The organism is Variovorax sp. VRV01, assembly GCF_014852545.1.
GTDB classification, from domain to species: Bacteria; Pseudomonadota; Gammaproteobacteria; order Burkholderiales; family Burkholderiaceae_C; genus Variovorax; species Variovorax beijingensis_A.
The window spans coordinates 139,455-158,917 of record NZ_JACVBS010000008.1 but is presented as its reverse complement, the minus strand read 5'-3'; the positions used below and the strand labels follow the sequence as shown (position 1 = coordinate 158,917).

Genomic DNA, 19,463 nt, shown 5'->3' with positions numbered 1-19,463 from the left:
GCGAGATCGGTGATTACCCTTGCAGGCTCTCGATCAGCGCCGCCACTGCGCGAGGCTGCGGCGTCCTGCGCAGGGCGTAGATGTTCAGGACGCGGTCGGCCCACGCTTCCGCCAGCGGGCGCCTGGCAAAGCGGTCGGTCCCCGCGTAAGCCGTCACGGCACTCCGGGGCACCACGGCGATGCCGAGGCCGGCCTCCACCATGCGGCAGACGGCGTCGAAGCTGCTGACGGTGACCTTCGGGTTGAAACGCCTGCCCAATGCCGTGGCGCGTTCGTTCAGGGACCGGTCCATGGCACCGCCCTGATGGATTCCGACCAAGGGATAGTCGAGCGCACGCGCGAACGTGATGGCTTGTAGGTCCGCCAGTTCATGTCCCGAGGGAAGCACCACGAGCAAGGGGTCGGAGGCAAAGCGCCATGCCTCCATGCCCGCAGGCACCGCGACATCGACGCCCACGCCGACGTCCGCGCGATCGTCCAGGCAAGCGCGCAGCACGTCGCGCGTGTCTTCCTCGCGCAGGGCGACCTCCACGCCGGGGTATGTCTCCATGAAACGGTGCAGGCGCTCTGGCAGGAAGCCAATCACGGAGGACATGTTGGCATGAAGGCGCACCGTGCCCCGCACTTCGCCGCCTTCGCTCTGCACTTCGCGCAACAAGGCTTGCAGTTCGTCGTCGAGGCGTTCGCCTCGCGCCAGCACCAGCCTGCCGGCATCTGTGAGTGCAATGCCGCGCGGCGAGCGCACGAGCAGCGGCGTCTCGAAGGCATGTTCCAGGTCCGCGATCCTCCGGCTCAAGGCCGAAGGTGCGATGTTCTCCGCGGCAGCGGCACGCACGATGGAGCCGGCGCGGGCCGCTGCTACGAACAACCTGATGCTGTAGGAATCGATTCGACGGGTCACGGGCTTCATTCGCTTGGTGGGTTGCCTAGTCTGGCACACGGATTCGCATCATGTTGCACCCAGCGAGCGCGAGTTCTTCGATCGCCATCATTTCAACCACCGCAACGTTCGTGTGCAGCGGCGGCGCCCAAATGTGCTTCAGATTTCCCTGAGGAGCACAGACGAAAGCAGAAGACCGACGGAAATTCCAAAATGCATCATTCGCTCACCCGCTGACACCTCGTACTCCGCAGATTCGGCAAACTCCCGCTGGAAATGACGCAAGAACCCCGAGCGCAACTCGTGCCGTCGTCCCCGTCCCAACTCTGCACTATGGTTGCGCCCTTGAAGTAGAAGCTATCGCGTTAACCTGACTGGAACAATGCTGCACACCCATCGTCCTTATGCGGCAACCGACTGCCATGGATTCGAACCTGGACAAAAGCCAGCGCTTGAAAAGCTGAACCTTAGGCAGGTCGGATCGCTCGGGGCAGCTGAGAACGCGGTAGCCCGCTGGCGAGAAGCATCGGAACTCGAATGGGGCAACCAGGCGCCCGTTCGCCAGATCCTCTTCGACCAATACAGACCGGGCGATGCCTATCCCAAGAACCGAGCCGGTGGCAATGGTGTCCTCGGCCTGAACGTGTTCGGCATTGGTCAGAACTAGCTGTAGCGCGAAATTGCTTGCGCGAACAGCTGTTTCGTCTGCACTCTCTCAGCGCATTTTTTTTCTTGCTGATCAGCACCTTTCCTTGTGACCGGTCCCGCTCATACCGGAATCAGCGGTAGCTCGATCGCAATGCGAAGTCCGCCCAACTGCGATGCCGAGGCCGTGATGTGCCCTTCATGGGCCTCGACGATATTGCGGCAGATCGCCAGTCCCAACCCACTGCCGCCCGTCGCCCGATTGCGTGAAGCCTCGACGCGATAGAAGCGTTCGAATAGCTTCTCCATCTTGTCATCGGGAACACCGGGCGCACTGTCCTCGAGGACAACGAGTGCATTCGTGCTGCGCTGGATGCAACGCACTTGAACGACGCCGCCACCGTCCGTGTAGCGCAGCGAGTTCTCGAGCAGATTGCCGAACAGCTGGTGCAGGCGCGGTTCGTCGCCGCTGATCATCAGCGGCGCTTGCGTGGTCTCCAGTACCAGATGCAGTGACACCTCTTCAAGCCGCTCCTGCATGCTGCTGGCCGCCGCTTGCAATACGGTTGCCACGTCGATGGGGACCCGGCGGTACGCCATCGCACCGACATCGCTCAGCGACAGATCGTGCAGGTCATTCACCAGCCTGCCCAGGCGATTGACCTGCAGGTGCATGGCGTTGGTCGATTGGGCCGTTGGCGAGCGGATCCCGTCCTGGATGGCTTCGAGTTGCACGCGCAACACTGCGAGCGGCGTGCGCAGTTCATGAGAGATGTCCGCCATGAAGCCACGCCGTGCGCGCTCGGTATGTTCCAGCGTCTGCGCCATGCGGTTGAAATCCCTCGCCAGCGCGCCGAGTTCGTCGTTGGCGCCAACCGCGATGCGGGAGGCGTAGTCCCCCGCCGCGACCTGTTGTGTGGCCCGGGCCATCTCGCGAACGCGCCGCAGCAGCGCGCGGGCCAGGACGAGTGTCAGCATGGCGGCCACCAGGAGCGAGCCGAGCCCGACCAGCGTCAAGGCGGTGAATTGATGTTCGAGAAAGCGCTTGTCATTCTTCGGAATCACGGCGTCGAACGGCACCGTCGCAACCCAGCCCACAATTCGTCCGCCGACGATGATGGGAACGCGGATCGAATCCGCGTTGACGTCTGAATTGCCGACCACGCGGTGCATCTGCGCATCCAGCAGGCCCACGCGTGCAAGGGCGCCAGCCTGATCGGGAGCCACCAACCGGGACGCCGCATCACCCCCAGTTTCTTGGAGAAAGGGCAGCACCAGGTTCATCCACTCCCGGAGGTCGGAGCGCAGGAAGTCCCAGCTGCCGCGAGTGGCGTAGGCCTGCTCCAGGCGAGGAACGATCTCTTCCATCCGCGTCCTGCTCTGCTGGTTGAGGTAGCCCAGGAAGCCACGCTCCATCACGAGCCGCATGGCGATGGCCTGCACCACGACCACGGCAGCGCAGGCCAGCAGAACGAACAGGAAGAGCTTGGCTCGGACGCCGACTTTCATGGGAGCAGGCCTGCTGATCGAGGTGCGCGCACGAGGGGCTTTGACCCATCGTCATCCTGCCGTCGTGCTGGCCGGTGCGTAGCCACCCAGGAACACCTGCACCGCGCGGCGCGTCGCCTCCCGCAATTCCTTCCGGGTCAGCGGCCCCTGCATGCCGAGAAGACTCGGCCTGACGGTTTCCGAGTCCAGCAGCGCCGTCAGATGGGCGGCCGCCACGTGCGGGTCGGCCTTGCGCAGCCGGCCCTTGCGCATCTGCTGTTCCAGAAATCCCGCCAGTTCGGCGAGGCCCTTCTTGGGACCGCCCTCGTAGAAGAGCCGCCCGATGTCGCTGCGGCCGGATTCGGCGATCACCGCCCTGTGCGCCTGGATCACCTCCTGCGAGCACACCACGGCCAGGACCTTCTCGCCGAAACGCTGCAGCACGCGCTCGAGCTCGTCATCGCCCTCCTCGGCCAGCGCCGTGAAGATCGGGTCGAAGTGGCTTTTCGCCGAGGCGTGGATCACGGCGACGAACAGTTCCTCCTTGGAGCTGAAGTACCCATAGAGCGTTGCCCTCGAACCGCCCACGCGTGCGGCGATCTCCACCATCGAGGCCCCCTCGAACCCCAATTCCCTGAAGACCTCCGAGGCCACCTGGACGATGGCCTCGCGCTTGGCTTCGGTCTTGACCCGCATCTCGCGTCTCCTCATTTCTGTACACAGGTGACCATTATTGATTGACAGACGCTGAAAGTCAAAATACATTTCAGTACAGCACTGTCTAGTTAATCAGCACCCGGGTACCTATGGCCCGGGCGCCCTTCCCCAGGAGAATCGCCATGCGCCCCCCTCTCGCCTACGGGCTGACCTTTGCCGCGGCCTTCGCGTCCACCTGCCTGCTCGTCGCCTGCGGCAAGCCGCCCGGCGGTCCGCCGCCAGCGCCCGGCACGCCCGAAGTCGGCATCGTCACGGTCCAGCCTCAGCGCGTGGCCATCACAACCGAGTTGCCTGGGCGCACCGTGCCCTTCCTCATTGCCGACGTGCGACCGCAGGTCGGCGGCATCGTGAAAGCCCGCAAGTTCCGCGAGGGCAGCGACGTGAAGGCCGGAGAGGCGCTCTACCAGATCGACCCCGCCACGTACAAGGCCACCTACGACAGCAACGTCGCCGCGCTCGCCAAGGCGCAGGCCAGCCTTCGCACCACGCGGCTCAAGGCCGAGCGCTACAAGGAGCTGGTGGCCATCAAGGCAGTGAGCCAGCAGGACTACGACGACGCCGCGGCCTTGCTGCAGCAAGGCGAAGCGGACGTTGCCTCCGCGAAGGCGAATGTCGAGACGAGCCGCATCAATCTCGCCTATGCGCGCATCGACGCGCCGATCTCGGGCCGCATCGGCAAATCGACGGTCACACCCGGTGCGTTGGTCACGGCCAGCCAGTCGACCGCGCTCGCAACCATCCAGCAGCTCGATCCGATCTATGTCGACGTGACGCAACCCAGCGCCGCCGTGCTCCAGCTCAAGCAGGCGATGGGGCGCGGCGATCTTCAGAAAAGCGGCGCCAATGCGGCCAAGGTGCAGTTGATGCTGGAGGACGGCAGCGCGTATCCGCTCGAAGGCAAGCTCGAGTTCTCGGACGTCACCGTGGACCAGAACACCGGCGCCATCACCCTGCGTGCGGTGTTCCCCAATCCCAAGGCGGACCTGCTGCCCGGCATGTACGTGCGCGCCGTGCTGCAGGAAGGTGTGAAGGAGCAGGCGCTCATGGTGCCGCAGCAGGCGGTGTCGCGCGACAGCACCGGCAAGCCGATGGCCTATGTGGTGGATGCCCAGCACAAGCTGCAGCGGCGCGTGCTCGAGACGGAACGCGCCGTCGGCGACCAGTGGCTGGTGCGCAGCGGCCTGCGGGCCGGCGACAAGCTCGTGGTGGATGGCCAGCAGCGTGCGGCGCCGGGCGTCGAGGTGAAAACGGTGCAATGGAATCCCAAGCCCAAAACCACCGGTACTGAAACAGCCAAGGCTGCTCTTTCCCAGCCCGCCGGCGCTGCGAACTGATCGCGAGAGACCGCCATGGCACGTTTCTTCATCGACCGCCCCATCTTCGCGTGGGTCCTCGCCATCATCGTGATGCTGGGCGGCGTCATGTCCATCGCCATGCTGCCGATCGCGCAGTACCCGAGCATCGCGCCGCCTGCCGTCGCCATCACCGCCAACTACCCCGGCGCTTCCGCCAAGACGCTGGAAGACACCGTCACCCAGGTCATCGAGCAGAAGATGAAGGGTCTGGACCGGCTGAGCTACATGGCCTCGACCAGCGAGTCGTCGGGCTCGGTCACCATCACGCTCACCTTCGAGAACGGCACCGATCCCGACACCGCCCAGGTGCAGGTGCAAAACAAGCTCTCGCTGGCCACGCCGCTCCTGCCGCAAGAGGTGCAACAGCAAGGCGTCACCGTCACGAAGTCGGCCACCAACTTCCTCAATGTGCTGGCCTTCACCTCCGAGGACGGCAGCATGAACGGCTCCGACCTGTCGGACTACGTGGCCGCGAACGTGCAGGACGCCATCAGCCGCGTCGAAGGCGTAGGCGACACCACCCTCTTCGGTTCGCAGTACGCCATGCGCGTGTGGCTCGACCCGAACAAGCTTGCCAACTTCAGCCTCACGCCGCTGGATGTGAAGAACGCGATCCAGGCGCAGAACGCCCAGGTCTCGGCCGGCCAGCTCGGGGGCATGCCCGCGGCCGGCAACCAGCAGCTCAACGCGACCATCACTTCGCAGACGCGCCTGAAGACCGCGCAGGAGTTCGAAGACATCCTGCTGCGCACGCAGACCAACGGCGCCCAGGTGCGCCTGCGCGACGTGGCCCGCATCGAACTCGGCAGCGAGTCGTACAACACGGTCGGGCGCTACAACGGCAAGCCGGCCGCCGGCCTGGCCATCAAGCTGGCCACAGGCGCCAATGCGCTGGACACGGTGAAGGCGGTCGACGCCCGGGTTGCCGAACTCGAGAAGTTCTTTCCGCAGGGCATGAAGGTGCAGAAGCCCTACGACACGACACCCTTCGTGCGCATCTCCATCGAGGAGGTGGTGCGCACGCTGATCGAGGCCGTGGTGCTGGTGTTCCTGGTGATGTACCTCTTCCTGCAGAACTTCCGCGCCACGCTGATCCCGACCATCGCCGTGCCGGTGGTGCTGCTCGGCACCTTCGGCGTGCTCGCGGCCTTCGGCTTCACCATCAATACGCTGACCATGTTTGCGATGGTGCTGGCCATCGGCCTGCTGGTCGATGACGCGATCGTGGTGGTCGAGAACGTCGAGCGGGTGATGACGGAGGAAGGCCTCTCGCCGAAGGAGGCGACACGCAAGTCGATGGGCCAGATCACCGGTGCGCTGGTCGGCGTGGCCTTGGTGCTGGCCGCGGTGTTCGTGCCGATGGCCTTCTTCAGTGGTTCCACCGGCGTGATCTACCGGCAGTTTTCCATCACCATCGTCTCGGCCATGACGCTCTCGGTGCTGGTGGCGCTGGTGCTCACGCCGGCCCTGTGCGCAACGCTTCTCAAGCCGGTGCCCAAGGGACACGCAATGGCGAGCACCGGCTTCTTCGGCTGGTTCAACCGCAGCTTCGACCGCGGCAACCACCGCTACCAGGGCATCGTGCGGCACATGGTGGGCAAGGGCTGGCGCTACATGGTCCTGTATGCGGTGCTGCTGGCCGCGGTGGTGTTCGGCTTCATGAAGCTGCCGGTGGGCTTCCTGCCGGACGAGGACCAGGGCACGATGTTCGCGCTGGTGCAGCTGCCGCCGGGCGCGACGAACGCGCGCACGCAAGAAGTGATCCATCAGGTCGAGCATCACTTCCTCGTCGACCAGAAGGACGCGGTCTCGGGCATCTTCACTGTGGCGGGCTTCAGTTTCGCGGGCAGCGGACAGAACACCGGTTTCGCCTTCATCAAGCTCAAGCCCTGGGACGAGCGCAAGGGCGAAGCACTGAGCGTGACGGGCGTGGCGGCGAAGGCCGGCGCCTTCTTCAACACCATCCGCGACGCGAAGGTGTTTGCCTTCGCGCCGCCGGCCGTGGCGGAGCTCGGCAACGCGACCGGCTTCGACCTGATGCTGCAGGACCGTGCCAACCTCGGCCACGAAGCCCTGATGCAGGCGCGCAATCAGCTGCTGGGCGAACTGTCGAAGGACAAGCGACTGGTGGCCGTGCGTCCCAACGGGATGGAGGACACGCCCGAATTCAGGCTCGAGATCGATCCGCACAAGGCACAGGCCCAGGGCCTTTCGATGGCCGACATCAACGACACCTTCTCGGCTGCCTGGGGCAGCAGCTACGTCAACGACTTCATCGACAAGGGCCGCGTGAAGAAGGTGATGCTGCAGGCCGATGCGCAGTACCGCATGCTGCCCGAGGACATCGATCGCTGGTACGTGCGCAACAGCGCTGGATCCATGGTGCCCTTCACCTCATTCGCCAAGGCGGGCTGGAGTTCGGGCTCGCCGCGGCTGGAACGCTACAACGGGGTTCCTTCCGTGGAGATCCTGGGCATGGCGATGCCGGGCGCCGCCTCCAGCGGCGAGGCGCTGGCCATCGTGGAAGCGGCGGTCGCAAAGCTGCCCGCGGGGATCGGCTACGAGTGGACCGGCCTCTCGCGCCAGGAAAAGGCATCGAGCGGCCAGACCGGCCTGCTGTATGGCCTGTCGATCCTGATCGTGTTTCTCTGCCTTGCCGCGCTCTACGAGAGCTGGGCCATCCCGTTCTCGGTGATCATGGTGGTGCCGCTGGGTGTGCTGGGCGCGCTGGTCGGCGCGATTCTGACGTGGAAGATGAACGACGTGTACTTCCAGGTCGGCCTGCTCACGACCATCGGCCTGGCGTCGAAGAACGCCATCCTGATCGTCGAGTTCGCCAAAGACCTGCACGCGCAGGGCAAGGGGCTGGTCGAATCCGCGCTGGAGGCGGCGCGACTGCGCCTGCGCCCCATCCTCATGACCTCGCTGGCCTTCATCCTCGGCGTGCTGCCGCTGGTCCTTGGCAGCGGTGCCGGGGCCGGCGCACAGCATGCGCTGGGCACGGCCGTGATCGGCGGCATGCTGTCGGGCACCGTCCTCGCGATCTTCTTCGTGCCTCTTTTCTTCGTGCTGGTGCGCGGGCTCTTCAAGGGCAAGGACCAAGGCGATTTCGCCGCGCCGGCCTCGCATGCACAACCGGCCGCGGCCGCATCCTGAGATGTCTGTCATGAACCTCTTCCGCTTCACACCGCTCGCGCTCGCCGCCCTGATGGCCGGCTGCAGCCTGATGCCCACCTACCAGCAGCCCGCAGCGCCCGTGCCCGGCAAGTTCGCCGGGGACACGAGCGGCGACCCGGCATCCACACCGGTCGCCGATCTCGGCTGGCGCGACGTGTTCACCGATCCCTCGCTGCAGCGCGTGATAGAGATGAGCCTTGCCAACAACCGCGACCTGCGCGTGGCGGTGCTCAACATCGAGAAGGCCCGTGCCCAGTACCGGGTGCAGGACGCGGCGCTTTTTCCCACCGTCAACGCCAGCGCCGGCGGCAGCGGCAGCCGAACCCCGGCCGACCTGTCGTCCACGGGCGAGGCGCTCACGGCTCGCCAGTACAGCGCATCGCTCGGATTCAGCGCCTACGAGCTCGACCTGTTCGGCCGCGTGCGAAGCCTGAGCGCGCAGGCGCTGCAGCAGTTCCTCTCCACGACCGAGGCGCGGCGCAGCACACAGATCACGCTCGTGGCCGAGGTGGCGACCAGCTACCTCACGCTCGCCGCCGACCAGGACCGGCTGAAGCTCGCGCGCGACACATTGCAGAGCCAGAGCGACTCCTACCGCCTCAACCAGCGCAGCTTCGAGCTGGGCGCGGCTTCGGCGCTTACGCTGAGCCAGGCACAGACCAGCGTCGATGCCGCGCGCGTCGACGTCGAGCGCTACTCTTCGCAGGTGGCGCAGGACCGGAATGCGCTGGTGCTGCTCGTGGGCGCCGACGTGCCGGACGAACTGCTGCCCCAGGCCTTGCCAGACGGCACGGCCGCGTCCACGAGCCCCCTGGCCGCCATACCACCCGGCTTGCCTTCGGAGCTGCTGCAGCGCCGCCCGGACATCCTGCAGGCCGAGCGCGAACTCAAGGCGGCCAATGCCTACATCGGCGCGGCGCGTGCGGCCTTCTACCCACGCATCAGCCTCACCGCGTCGGCCGGCACGTCGAGCAGCGAACTCTCGGGCCTGTTCAAGGGCGGCTCGGGCAGCTGGAGCTTCGCGCCGCAGATCTCGCTGCCAATCTTCGACGGCGGCGCCAACCGCGCCAACCTGAAGATCGCCACCGTGAGCCGCGACATCTCGGTGGCGCAGTACGAGAAGGCCATCCAGACGGCGTTCCGCGAGGTTTCGGATGCCCTGGCGCAACGCAGCACGCTCGGGCGCCAGCTCGATGCGCAGCAGTCGCTGGTGGACGCAACGGCGGACAGCTACCGACTTTCGCAGGCGCGCTTCCAGCGCGGTGTCGACAGTTACCTGAGCGTGCTCGACTCGCAGCGCTCGTTCTACACCGCCCAGCAGGACTTGATCGGCACGCGCCTGTCGCGTTTCACCAATCTGGCGACCTTCTACAAGACGCTTGGCGGCGGTTGGGTCGAGACTTCGACAACCCCGATGACAGGGGCACTCGCACGCACCGCGGAACCGGCGTCATGAGGCGCAGTCGCGCTGCGACCGAAGTCACCCGCGCCCGGGTGCTCCGGGCCGCCCTGGAAACTTTTGCGGCCAGCGGTGTGCGCGCGACCACGCTGGAAGACGTGGCGTCGCTTGCAGGAGTGACGCGCGGCGCGGTGTATTGGCATTTCGAGAACAAGGCCGCACTGGTGGCCGCGATCGTCGATCAGCTTCAATGGCCGATGGACATCGGGCCGGACATCGCCGCCTATCGCGCACACGCGAAGCCGCTCCAACTCTTGCGCGAGCACATGTGGCGACGGATGACTCGCTGCATGGAGGATCCAGATCAATGGCTTGCCGCGCAACTGGTGCTTCTGCCCCAGGAGCGGGCCGAGCTGCCTGTGGGCGTGGCGACTCGGCTGGTGCGCACGATGGGTGACACGGTGGAGCGACTGAGCCAAGTGATGACCTTGGCCTGCGAGCGCCGCCAGCTGCGCGAGGGACTGCGTCCGGCATGCGTGGCGCGCTGCCTGCATTCAGTGGGTATCGCCGTTCTTGCCGAGCATGCCAATCAACAGGAAGACTGCACACGACGTGCATCGCCGTTGTGCATCGACCTGTTCATGGCCGGCGCCTGCAGCGACCTTGCTGCGGTGCTGTCATGAGCCGTGCTCAATTGCGTTCCCGAAACAGATTGAGTACCCAAAAAATCTTGATCGTACGCACTTCATCACACACGTGAGATCACGAAATGAGCTCTCAGACAGATCCCAATCTCGATTCAGGCAACGATGAGTTGCGCCGGAACCAAGTGCTGGATGCCGCGACGGAATGCTTCCGTCGGGAAGGCATTCATGGCAGCAGCGCCGCCACCATCTGCCAGGTTGCTGGTATCAGCCCGGCCGGCCTCTATCGCTACTTCGCCAGCAAAGAAGCGATGGTCGAAGCCATTGCCGAACGCGAAGAAAGCGACATGGCTGAACTCGTGCGCCGCATGGAACAGGACTTGGGCGGTGGAAACCTTGCGACCCGGTTGATTCGCCGAACTCACGAGATGGTCGAGCGCAACAGCGATCCGGCTTCTGTCGGGTTGATGCTTGAGCTGGCAGCCGAAGCGGCGCGCAACCCCGCTGTCGCAAAGATCTTGCAGAGGACCGATCGTGCGGTCAAGAAGCGCTTTCTGGACATGACCCGCCGCGTCGGTCTGCCCGAAGGGCTGGACGAAGCCACGCTCATGAAGCGCATGGATATGGTCGCGGCGCTGTTCAGCGGCTTGGCGTTTCGCAGCTCTATCGTCGACCGGCAGCGAGATCGCGCCACCGTCGTGGACATGACCAACGAGCAAGTACGGCTCCTGATGGGGACAGCGCGATGAGCGCGCTTCACCGGCATCCGCGACGCATCGTGGTGGTGGGAGGTGGTGTCGCGGGCTTGATCCTGGCGACTCGTTTGGGGCGTGCACTCGGCGCTACAGGGCATGCCGCGATCACCCTTGTCGACCGAAGCCCCACGCATGTTTGGAAACCGATGCTGCACACCATCGCCGCAGGGACCTGGAACATCTATCAACAGCAGGTTCAGTATCTGACACACGCCCGGGCTCATGACTTCAGCTATGTGCCCGGCGAGCTCGACGGCATTGACCGCGCCGCCCGACGTATCCATTTGGCGCCGATCCGACTGGAAGGAGAGACGGTGGCCGAAGCTCGCGAACTGGCATACGACACACTCGTGCTGGCATTGGGCAGCAGCGCGAATGACTTCGGCACTCCGGGAGTCAATGAGCATTGCCATTGGATAGACAGTCAGGCACAGGCAGATGCCTTCAACAGACGCTTGCGTGCACACGTGGCGCGCAGCTTCGTGAACGGGAACTATATCGATGTCGCGATCGTGGGCGGCGGCGCGACAGGCGTGGAACTGGCCGCGGAGATGAGCCGCATGGTCGAGCTTGCCGCCAGCTATGGAACCGAGACCAGCATTCGTCAGCGCCTGCGCCTGACATTGCTGGAAGGCGCGCCGCGAATACTCAACGCTTTTCCGGAAGCGGTTTCTATTTCGGCGTCGGCCCAGTTGCGCGGGCTGGGTATCGATGTTCGCACCAAGGTGAGAGTCATGGCAGCCGACGCCAAGGGATTCGTGCTTGAAAGCGGCGAACGAATCGACGCCGCTCTCAAGGTGTGGGCCGCCGGCATCCGTGCGGCCAACGGCATCGCGGACTGCGGACTCGAACTGAACAAACTCGGGCAAGTGGTAGTGACGCCGAGCCTGCTGGTCAGCGGCGAAGACTGCATCTTTGCCGTTGGCGATTGCGCCAGCCTGATTCCGCATGGTGCCGAGCGCCCGCTTCCATCGACAGCCCAGGTCGCCAACCAGCAAGCGCTGCATCTGGCAAGACATCTTCCGGCATGGTTGTCCGGCAAACAGGTGCCGCCATTCAGCTTTCGCGATCTTGGCGCTCTCGTTTCACTCAGTGACTACAACGCCTTTGGAACACTGGGGCGCTTCGGCTTCTTCCGGGGCGGCTTTATCAAGGGCCGCTTCGCACAGTTGAGCCATGCGCTGCTCTATCGCAGCCATCAGCTTTCGTTGCACGGTCCCAGCCGCGCAGCGCTGCTGTGGTTGGCCGAGCGGATCAACGCGTTGGTCAATCCAAAGATCCGAATCAGTTGAAGCGTAGCAATGATCTGGCGGACAAAGGCTGAGGTACGGCTCAAGGACACATGATGAACACTCGGACGCGTAAACCACCCAAGCCATGCGGCCCACCGAGATGGTGGGAGACCATGGCAGGCGCACCTTTGGCATATTTCATGGTGCTGGGCGTCTTGTTTGGGGCACTGTTTCTTTTAAAGAGGCTGCTCGTGACTTAGGAAGCCCTTTTGCCTCGTCCCGAAGCGAAAGTCGATCCGCACATTCCACACTCGGCGCCTTTCGACCGCTCGCCGTGATGATGCGGCGAGTGCGCTACACTGTTTTCGGCCCCTCGCTGCATCCGGCCTGCTCTTCCAAGGAGGATTGCCGCTCGATACGTATTCACACTATCGACAGTCACGCTCCTCGTGGACACGTTTCAAAAGCGCTCGAAGCGCCGCTCCTCCGCTCAGGCCGATTCGCCCGATGATCAAGGCGATGTCGATGAGCGCCTGTTCGTCGGTTCGATGGAGAAGGGGATGCGCGTCCTCGAGCTGTTCAACGAACACCCCTCCACCCTTTCGATCGGCGACATTGCGCAACACACAGGCATGGGCCGCAGCGCGGCACAGCGCTTCGTCTATACGCTTCACCGGCTTGGCTACCTCAGCAAGGACAGCGAGTCGAAAAAGTACCTGCCCTCCCTGAAGCTGCTGGGCCTGGTGCGTGGCATCCATCGCCATCATCCGCAACGGGAACTGGCGTATCCATTGCTCGAGAAGCTCGCCAGGGAGACGCGCGAGACGGTGTCGTGGGTCGAACTGGACGGAGACGAGGTGGTCGTGCTGCTGAACATCCCCGGATCGCACATCACGGCCATCAATCTTCCGGCCGGAAGCCGCTTTCCTGCGCTCACCTCTTCTTCCGGCCAGGTGCTTCTCTCGCAGGCTCCGCAGGCACAGCTGTTGAAGATGCTTGACGCCCTGCCTCCCGAGATGCGGGCCCGCTTCGGCAGCCGCAGCCGCTCCGAGGTGCTCTCCATTTTCCGCAAGGCGGCGGAAGACGGGCATTCATTCACCGAGAAGAATTTCGGCGACGACGGCGTGTCCGTGTCCGTACCGGTGACGGATTTCTCGGGGCGCCCGATCGCCGCCCTCAACGTATCGACCGTACGGTCGCGCTACAGCATCGCGCAGGCGCGCGAACTGATACTCCCCCGGCTCGAACGGGCGGCACGCGAAGCCTCCATCTGAGCGCGGGGCTCGCCCCGCGCCCCGCTGCCCCATCCCCCTCTCTTCTTCTGACTGCCAGACGTGCCGACGGCTGGCTCGACCTTCGCATTCGGGTGGTGCGCGTATCCACGTACTTGACGCGGTGAGGCATACCACCGAAGATTAAATTGAATTGCAAACTTGATAATTGTATTTCAATTATTTAAGTCTTTCGATTTTTGTCTTCTCCAATAGGGAACGAGATGTCGCAAGGAACCCTTTTGCCCGGATCGGTCGCCATGGCTTCGCTCAGCGAGGAAACCATCGGCGAGCTGCTCGCTCGCCGCGCCCGCTCCAATCCGGGAGACGTCTACTGCACCTTCAGGGGCGAGCGCATCAGCCTCGGGATGCTCGACCGGCGCGTGAATCAGGTGGCCACCCTGTTGAAGTCGCAAGGTCTGCGAAAAGGCGACCGGGTCGGCGTCATGCTGCCCAGCCATCCCGATCACCTCTACCTGATCTTTGCGCTGGCGCGGCTGGGTATGGTTCGCGTACCGATCAACGTGCACCTGCTGGGCGCGCCGCTGGCCCACCTGCTCGGCGAGCTCGCGCCGCAGGCCATCGTCGCCGACGATGCCTACCGCGTTGCGCTCGAGGAACTCGCAAGCGACCTGCCCCGGGTGATCTGGCGCAACGGCATCGACGGCGAGTTCGACCGCTTCGCCGCCTGCAACGAAGACGATGCCGCGCCAGCCGTGAAGACCGACGAGATCATCGCGCTCAGCCCGAGTTCGGGCACCACCGGCGCACCCAAGGGCGTGCTGAAGTCCGATCGCCACCTGCGCGCAGGACCGATGGCCATCCTTCGCCTGACAGAGGCCGGACCGGGTGACGTCTTTCTGTTCTGGGAGGCGCTGCACCACGGCTCCGGCGTGGCCGTCGCGATTGCCGCACTGATGGGAGGCTTCCAGTTGGTCATGCTGGAACGCTTCAGCGCCTCGGGATTCTGGGACGACGTTCGCCGGCATCGGGCTACGCACATCCACTACCTGGGCAGCGTGCTGCCGATGCTGCTGAAGCAGCCGGAGCGCGCGAACGACCGCGAGCACGGCGTGCGCATCGCCTGGGGAGGCGGCTGTCCCGCCGATGTGTGGCACGCATTCGCCGAACGTTTTGGCGTGTCGATGCGCGAGGGCTACGGTCTCTCCGAGCTGATCACTTTCGTGACCGCGAACATCGATGGCACGCCGGGCTCCATCGGCAAGCCGCTGTCGTACTACGAGATTTCGCTTCTCGCGGACGACGGGTCGCCGGTCGAGCCGGGCGCCAAGGGCGAGATCGCCATTCGGGCGCTCGATTCGCGCCTGGGCTTCCTGGGCTACTTCAGAAATCCGCAGGCCGATGCCGCCGCGCGCCGCGGCGAGCTGTTCCTGAGCGGCGATCTTGCGCACCGCGATGCGAACGGCAATCTCTTCTACGCGGGGCGCAAGAAGGACATGCTGAGACGCCGCGGCATCAACATTGCGGCCTGGGATGTGGAGAGCGTTTTCGCGCAGCACGACGCGGTGGCCGAAGTGGCGCTGGTCGGCGTACCCAGCGAGCTTGGCGAAGACGAACTCAAGCTGTTCGTGCGCCTGCGCGAGGGCGCAAGCATCGCCCCGCTCGAACTGATCCGCTGGTGCAGCGGCAAGCTGCCGTACTTCCAGATTCCACGCTACGTCGAGTTCATCGATGCCTTCCCCAAGACACCGACGCAGCGGATCCAGAAGAAGGAGCTGTCTCGCACCGTCACGGGTGTATGGGACGCCGACGCCGCCGGCTTTCGCGCGGTCAAGCACTGACTCCTGGCCGATTCAAGTTCTCCATCGATTTCCGGATTGCTCAACTGAAAGGAAAAGTCATGATCCGAGTTCGCTTGAATCGCTGGCGGCAGGCGGTGGTGATGGTCTCCAGCCTTGCCTTCTGCGCATGGGCCCAGGCGGGCCTCGCCGACAAGCCCATCACCTTGGTCGTGGCCTTCCCGGCCGGCGGCGGCGTCGACGTGGTCGGACGCATCCTTGCCCAAGGCATGGCACAGAAGCTGAAGGTGTCGGTGGTGGTAGACAACAAGGCAGGCGCTTCAGGTGCGATCGGCGCGCAGTTCGTCAAGCGCGCGGCGCCGGACGGCCACACGCTTCTCATGGCACCGACCACCTCGTATGTCATGTCGGAAAAGATGTCCAGCAGCGAGGCCGTCGGCTACGAAATCGCCAAGGACTTCAGGCCTGTGGCCACGGTCGGCGAGCTGCCCCTGGTCATGCTCGCGTCGAAGGCAAGCGGCATCACCTCGTATGCGGACCTGGCCACCAAGGCCAGGCAGCAGCCGGGCAAGCTCGCCTACGGCTCGTCGGGCAACGGCTCGACCGAACACATCGTCACCGAGTGGTTCCGCCAGCAGGCGGCCATTGAACTGCTGCACGTGCCCTATCGCGGTTCCGCGCCGGCGATGGCCGACCTGTTTGCGGGCGAGATCCAGTTCATGGTGACCACCTCGCCCACTGCGCTCACCAACCTGGCCTCGGGAAAGGTGGTGGCCGTAGGCGTGGCGAGCCCGCAGCGGCTGGACATCTTCCCGGGACTGCCAACCTTTGCGGAACAGGGCCTGCCGCAGTTCGTTGCCGCCTCGGTGTATGCGGTGCTGGCGCCCAAGGGGACACCCGACGACGTGGTCGCCACGCTGAATGCGGCGCTCAACGAGACCCTGGACGACGAGGCGGTCAAGCGCCGCTTCGCGCAGCTCGGGGTCGAGGCCGTTCGCAGCACGCCCGCCCAGGCGCGCGACCGGCTGCAGAACGAATCGAACAAATGGGAGCAGGTGGTGCAGCGAATCAAGGTTGCCCGCTAGGCCCTATATACATCCTGGAATCGACCAATGACTGAAACGCCATCCTCCACGCGACCTTGCCTCACTCTTGCCGTCGACAACGGCGTCGCCCTGATCACGATGGATCGCCCGCACGCCATGAACGCGTTCGACCGCACGCAGCGCGAACTCTTCCGTTCGGCCCTTCTGTCTGCCGATGCCGACGCGAAGGTGCGCGCGATCGTGATCACCGGCGCGGGCAAGGCCTTTTGCGCAGGCCAGGACCAGCACGAGAGCGCCGCCATGGACGCGGCCGGGTCGGCCGCGCGGATCGACAGCTACATGGCCCTGTACGAGGTGTTCCGTGCGCTCGGCAAACCGGTCATCGCACGGATCAACGGCGTGGCGGCCGGTGCAGGTCTGCAGATCGCACTCATGTCGGACCTTCGCATCGCCTCTACCCAGGCGCGTTTCGGCATGACCGAATTCAAGGTGGGCTCTGCGGCCATCTTCGGCAGCACATTGCTCAACTCGATCATCGGCGAGGCCGCGATGAAGCGGCTCGTGCTGCTTGCCGAGATCGTGCCGGCCGCGCAGTCCCTCGCGCTCGGGCTGGTCCATGAAGTCGTGGACGACGATCGCCTGAATTCACGCGTCGCGGAGATCTGCACGCAGGTGTCGCAGTGGTCGCCGACCTCCGTGGCCATCACGAAATCGTGGTGGAAGGAGATGGACGATGAGATGTTCGCCAAGGCCGCGGCCGCGGCCCGCCGTGGCCATGCCATCAATTTCGCGTCCGGCGCCTACTCCCTCGGCGCAAGGAAATTCACCGAACGCAAGCAGACGAAGCCTGCTGGGATGTAGCGCACACGCGACGCAGCCTTCTGTGGATCCAGTGCACCACCCATGGATCGATCCCCTCGCCTTGCCAGGGCTTCGGCGACAACCTGCCCAAGACCCGCAGCGGCAAGATCATGCGCCGGCTGCTGCGGTCCGTCGCCAAGGGCGAGGCCATCACGCAGGACACCTCGACGCTGGAGAACCCGGCCATCCTGGAACAATTGTCGGAGCGGAACTGACGGGAAGCTCCTTGTTCGGGATCAGGTCGAGCTTTCGGCTTGCTCCAAACCAGGCTTGAGATCAGTTGATTTCACCGAGTGCCCGGCGCACCAGCTCGTCCGCCGACCCGTCGTCGCGCAGTCCGAGCGCACGGGCCGATGCATCGTCGAGGCGCGGATAGCGCCCGAACACCGCCTCCACACCGGGACGAGGCTGGAATGACACCAATCCGCGACGGGACTCGCCGTAGCGTGTCGAGCACGTGTCGATGATGTCCCCGATCGAGAGGCACAGCACGGGCAGCGGCCAAGCCCGCCCCGGGTCGGCGCGCGAGACATCCATCACCGCCGCATGGGCGATGTTCTCGGCGCAGCGCCGGGCCGACATCCACCACGCAGTCGCTTCGGGACCGACGGGGCAGACGAAGGCCTCGCCGGCCTTGAGCGCGTGCAGGATGTCGCTCATGAACGCGGAGGTGAGCCCCGCACCGCTCCTTTCGCGGGCGACGATGCCGGGGAGCCGGACCGATCGGCCGTCCAGGCGCCCGCGACGCGTGAAGTCGGCCAGCAGGATCTCGCACACGCGCTTGTGGGCACCGTAGGTGAGCGGCGGCCGCAGCGGCATCGTCGGTGTAACGAGGTCCGGAAGATGCGTGCCGTACACCGCGATGCTGCTGGCATAGACGACTGTCGGCCTCGCGCCGCTCCCGGCCAGCGCCTCGAACAGCGCCAGCGATGCGTCGAGGTTGACCCGCCGGCCGAGCGCGTAGTCTTGCTCGGATGTACCGCCCGGGACGGCCGCGAGGTGAAAGACCACGTCCGGCCCGAACGCCGCGACCTGGGCCATCACGCCGGGGTCCGCGAGATCGCCGCGAATCGCGATCTCTTCCGTCGTGTCCGGCAAGCTTTGGTCGGCGAGCGCCAGTGCTCCGATGCGCCGGCCGCCGATTTCGCCCCGCTCGCGCAGCAGCTCGGCAAGGTGTGCGCCGATGAAGCCGGCTGCGCCGGTGATGAGGACTCGCATGGCTTCGCTCACGCCAGCGGCGGCATGGGGGCGCGGACGATGCGCTGGTCGATGGCACCGAAGACGCAGTGACCGTCCTGGCGCACATCCATCCGGACGCGGTCGCCGAAGCGCATGAACAGCGTCCGGGGTGCGCCGTGCTCGATGGTCTCGATGGCGCGGCGCTCCGCGATGCAGGCCGAGCCCTTCCGCCCACCGGCGTTCGAGACCGTGCCGCTGCCGATGATCGTGCCGGCGGACAGGCGGCGCGTCGCGGCCGCATGCGCGATCAGCTCGTCGAAGCCGAAGTTCATCTCACCGCCGTTGGGGTTGCCGAACCATGCGCCGTTGTATTCGACGTGGAGGTCCATGTGCACGCGGGTGTTCCGCCAATGGTCACCGAGCTCGTCCGGCGTCACCGCCACCGGCGCAAAGCTGGAGGACGGCTTGGCCTGGAAGAATCCAAAGCCGGTCTTCATCTCGCGCGGGCCGAATGCACGCAGGCTCACGTCGTTGATCTGCACCAGCAGCGCGATGCGGCTGCGCGCAAGTTGCGCCGAAGTGCCAAGCGGCACCTCGTGCAGGATCGCGCCGTACTCGCCCTCGAAATCGATGCCATGCGCCTCGTCCGGCAGCGGCACGTCGTCGGTGGCTCCCAGGAAGTCGTCGGAACCGCCCTGGTACATCAACGGAATCGTTTCGATATCCGGAATGGGCGCGAGGTTGAATGCCGTCTCCATCAGGCGGCCGTGGTTCAGGAAGGCGGAGCCGTCGCACCACTGCGGCGCTCGAGGCAGCGGTGTGGCCGCCTGGCGCGGGTCGAACGCGAATGCGCCGTCCGTCTGCCCCGCGTTGAGCCGTGCATAGAGTTGCTGCAATCGGGGCTCGCACTCGGTCCAACGCTCCAGTGCGTCGAGCAGGGTCGGCGCAATCGCCTCTGCGCCCGCGGCCCGCAGCAGGTCGCGCGACACGACGACGAGGCGGCCGTCCTTGCCGCCTTTCAGGGATGCCAGTTTCATGCTTTTTCAGTTCGAAG

At 65.1% G+C, this 19,463-nt stretch carries 16 protein-coding genes; 11 read left to right on the top strand and 5 right to left on the bottom strand.

Going from position 1 to position 19,463, the window contains the following annotated elements; all coding sequences use genetic code 11:
• Positions 1–13: 13 nt before the first annotated feature.
• Positions 14–910, bottom strand: coding sequence for a LysR substrate-binding domain-containing protein (locus tag IB278_RS16175; RefSeq protein ID WP_192324140.1), 897 nt, complete (start codon positions 908–910; stop codon positions 14–16).
• 352 nt (positions 911–1,262) lie between these two features.
• On the opposite strand from IB278_RS16175, the gene IB278_RS16170 reads away from it, so the two are divergent.
• Positions 1,263–1,547, top strand: coding sequence for a hypothetical protein (locus IB278_RS16170; RefSeq protein ID WP_192324138.1), 285 nt, complete (start codon positions 1,263–1,265; stop codon positions 1,545–1,547).
• A gap of 101 nt (positions 1,548–1,648) precedes the next feature.
• Here the strand turns inward: IB278_RS16170 and IB278_RS16165 are convergent, their stop codons facing one another.
• Together IB278_RS16165 and IB278_RS16160 are read right to left on the bottom strand one after the other, a co-directional pair.
• Positions 1,649–3,034, bottom strand: coding sequence for an ATP-binding protein (locus IB278_RS16165; RefSeq protein ID WP_192324136.1), 1,386 nt, complete (start codon positions 3,032–3,034; stop codon positions 1,649–1,651).
• A gap of 51 nt (positions 3,035–3,085) precedes the next feature.
• A complete protein-coding gene (locus IB278_RS16160; protein ID WP_192324135.1) occupies positions 3,086–3,709 on the bottom strand; it encodes a TetR/AcrR family transcriptional regulator in 624 nt (207 codons plus the stop codon).
• Positions 3,710–3,852: 143 nt separating this feature from the next.
• Here IB278_RS16160 and IB278_RS16155 point away from each other — a divergent pair, with 143 nt between their 5' ends.
• The 10 genes from IB278_RS16155 (at position 3,853) to IB278_RS16110 (ending at position 17,230) form a co-directional block, all read left to right on the top strand.
• Positions 3,853–5,064 carry an efflux RND transporter periplasmic adaptor subunit gene (locus IB278_RS16155; RefSeq protein WP_192324133.1) on the top strand — a complete coding sequence of 404 codons (1,212 nt, stop codon included), beginning with the start codon at positions 3,853–3,855 and terminating at the stop codon, positions 5,062–5,064.
• A 15-nt stretch (positions 5,065–5,079) separates the two neighbouring features.
• Entirely contained in the window at positions 5,080–8,241 is a 3,162-nt protein-coding gene (locus IB278_RS16150; RefSeq protein WP_192324131.1) for an efflux RND transporter permease subunit, read from the top strand.
• A 10-nt stretch (positions 8,242–8,251) separates the two neighbouring features.
• Complete coding sequence (gene adeC / locus IB278_RS16145; RefSeq protein ID WP_192324129.1) at positions 8,252–9,718, top strand: AdeC/AdeK/OprM family multidrug efflux complex outer membrane factor; 1,467 nt, start codon at positions 8,252–8,254, stop codon at positions 9,716–9,718.
• Complete coding sequence (locus tag IB278_RS16140; RefSeq protein WP_192324127.1) at positions 9,715–10,344, top strand: TetR family transcriptional regulator; 630 nt, start codon at positions 9,715–9,717, stop codon at positions 10,342–10,344. Before adeC ends, IB278_RS16140 begins: the two co-directional genes overlap by 4 nt.
• Positions 10,345–10,430: 86 nt before the next feature.
• Positions 10,431–11,054, top strand: coding sequence for a TetR/AcrR family transcriptional regulator (locus IB278_RS16135; protein WP_192324125.1), 624 nt, complete (start codon positions 10,431–10,433; stop codon positions 11,052–11,054).
• Positions 11,051–12,352, top strand: coding sequence for an NAD(P)/FAD-dependent oxidoreductase (locus IB278_RS16130; RefSeq protein WP_192324123.1), 1,302 nt, complete (start codon positions 11,051–11,053; stop codon positions 12,350–12,352). The genes IB278_RS16135 and IB278_RS16130 overlap by 4 nt, the downstream gene beginning before the upstream one ends.
• Before the next feature lie 389 nt (positions 12,353–12,741).
• Positions 12,742–13,566, top strand: a complete 825-nt coding sequence (locus IB278_RS16125) for an IclR family transcriptional regulator (protein WP_192324121.1) — start codon at positions 12,742–12,744, stop codon at positions 13,564–13,566.
• Positions 13,567–13,823: 257 nt separating this feature from the next.
• Positions 13,824–15,365, top strand: coding sequence for an AMP-binding protein (locus IB278_RS16120; protein ID WP_192324119.1), 1,542 nt, complete (start codon positions 13,824–13,826; stop codon positions 15,363–15,365).
• A gap of 59 nt (positions 15,366–15,424) precedes the next feature.
• Complete coding sequence (locus IB278_RS16115; RefSeq protein WP_192324117.1) at positions 15,425–16,408, top strand: Bug family tripartite tricarboxylate transporter substrate binding protein; 984 nt, start codon at positions 15,425–15,427, stop codon at positions 16,406–16,408.
• A gap of 27 nt (positions 16,409–16,435) precedes the next feature.
• Positions 16,436–17,230 carry an enoyl-CoA hydratase/isomerase family protein gene (locus IB278_RS16110; protein WP_192324115.1) on the top strand — a complete coding sequence of 265 codons (795 nt, stop codon included), beginning with the start codon at positions 16,436–16,438 and terminating at the stop codon, positions 17,228–17,230.
• 276 nt (positions 17,231–17,506) lie between these two features.
• On the opposite strand, the gene IB278_RS16105 is transcribed toward IB278_RS16110, so the two are convergent.
• On the bottom strand, positions 17,507–18,448 hold the full coding sequence (locus tag IB278_RS16105; RefSeq protein ID WP_192324113.1) for an NAD-dependent epimerase/dehydratase family protein: 942 nt from the start codon (positions 18,446–18,448) through the stop codon (positions 17,507–17,509).
• Between the two features lie 8 nt (positions 18,449–18,456).
• Positions 18,457–19,446, bottom strand: coding sequence for a fumarylacetoacetate hydrolase family protein (locus tag IB278_RS16100; RefSeq protein ID WP_192324111.1), 990 nt, complete (start codon positions 19,444–19,446; stop codon positions 18,457–18,459).
• Between the last annotated feature and the right edge of the window lie 17 nt (positions 19,447–19,463).

What these genes read in the sequence shown, in the direction of transcription:
- IB278_RS16120 (WP_192324119.1), top strand. Translation starts at nt 13,824, where the DNA reads ATGGCTTCGCTCAGCGAGGAAACCATCGGCGAGCTGCTCGCTCGCCGC.
- IB278_RS16100 (WP_192324111.1), bottom strand. Translation starts at nt 19,446, where the DNA reads ATGAAACTGGCATCCCTGAAAGGCGGCAAGGACGGCCGCCTCGTCGTC.
- IB278_RS16175 (WP_192324140.1), bottom strand. Translation starts at nt 910, where the DNA reads ATGAAGCCCGTGACCCGTCGAATCGATTCCTACAGCATCAGGTTGTTC.
- IB278_RS16130 (WP_192324123.1), top strand. Translation starts at nt 11,051, where the DNA reads ATGAGCGCGCTTCACCGGCATCCGCGACGCATCGTGGTGGTGGGAGGT.
- adeC (WP_192324129.1), top strand. Translation starts at nt 8,252, where the DNA reads ATGAACCTCTTCCGCTTCACACCGCTCGCGCTCGCCGCCCTGATGGCC.
- IB278_RS16150 (WP_192324131.1), top strand. Translation starts at nt 5,080, where the DNA reads ATGGCACGTTTCTTCATCGACCGCCCCATCTTCGCGTGGGTCCTCGCC.
- IB278_RS16155 (WP_192324133.1), top strand. Translation starts at nt 3,853, where the DNA reads ATGCGCCCCCCTCTCGCCTACGGGCTGACCTTTGCCGCGGCCTTCGCG.
- IB278_RS16115 (WP_192324117.1), top strand. Translation starts at nt 15,425, where the DNA reads ATGATCCGAGTTCGCTTGAATCGCTGGCGGCAGGCGGTGGTGATGGTC.
- IB278_RS16105 (WP_192324113.1), bottom strand. Translation starts at nt 18,448, where the DNA reads ATGCGAGTCCTCATCACCGGCGCAGCCGGCTTCATCGGCGCACACCTT.
- IB278_RS16135 (WP_192324125.1), top strand. Translation starts at nt 10,431, where the DNA reads ATGAGCTCTCAGACAGATCCCAATCTCGATTCAGGCAACGATGAGTTG.
- IB278_RS16165 (WP_192324136.1), bottom strand. Translation starts at nt 3,034, where the DNA reads ATGAAAGTCGGCGTCCGAGCCAAGCTCTTCCTGTTCGTTCTGCTGGCC.
- IB278_RS16170 (WP_192324138.1), top strand. Translation starts at nt 1,263, where the DNA reads ATGCTGCACACCCATCGTCCTTATGCGGCAACCGACTGCCATGGATTC.
- IB278_RS16160 (WP_192324135.1), bottom strand. Translation starts at nt 3,709, where the DNA reads ATGCGGGTCAAGACCGAAGCCAAGCGCGAGGCCATCGTCCAGGTGGCC.
- IB278_RS16140 (WP_192324127.1), top strand. Translation starts at nt 9,715, where the DNA reads ATGAGGCGCAGTCGCGCTGCGACCGAAGTCACCCGCGCCCGGGTGCTC.
- IB278_RS16110 (WP_192324115.1), top strand. Translation starts at nt 16,436, where the DNA reads ATGACTGAAACGCCATCCTCCACGCGACCTTGCCTCACTCTTGCCGTC.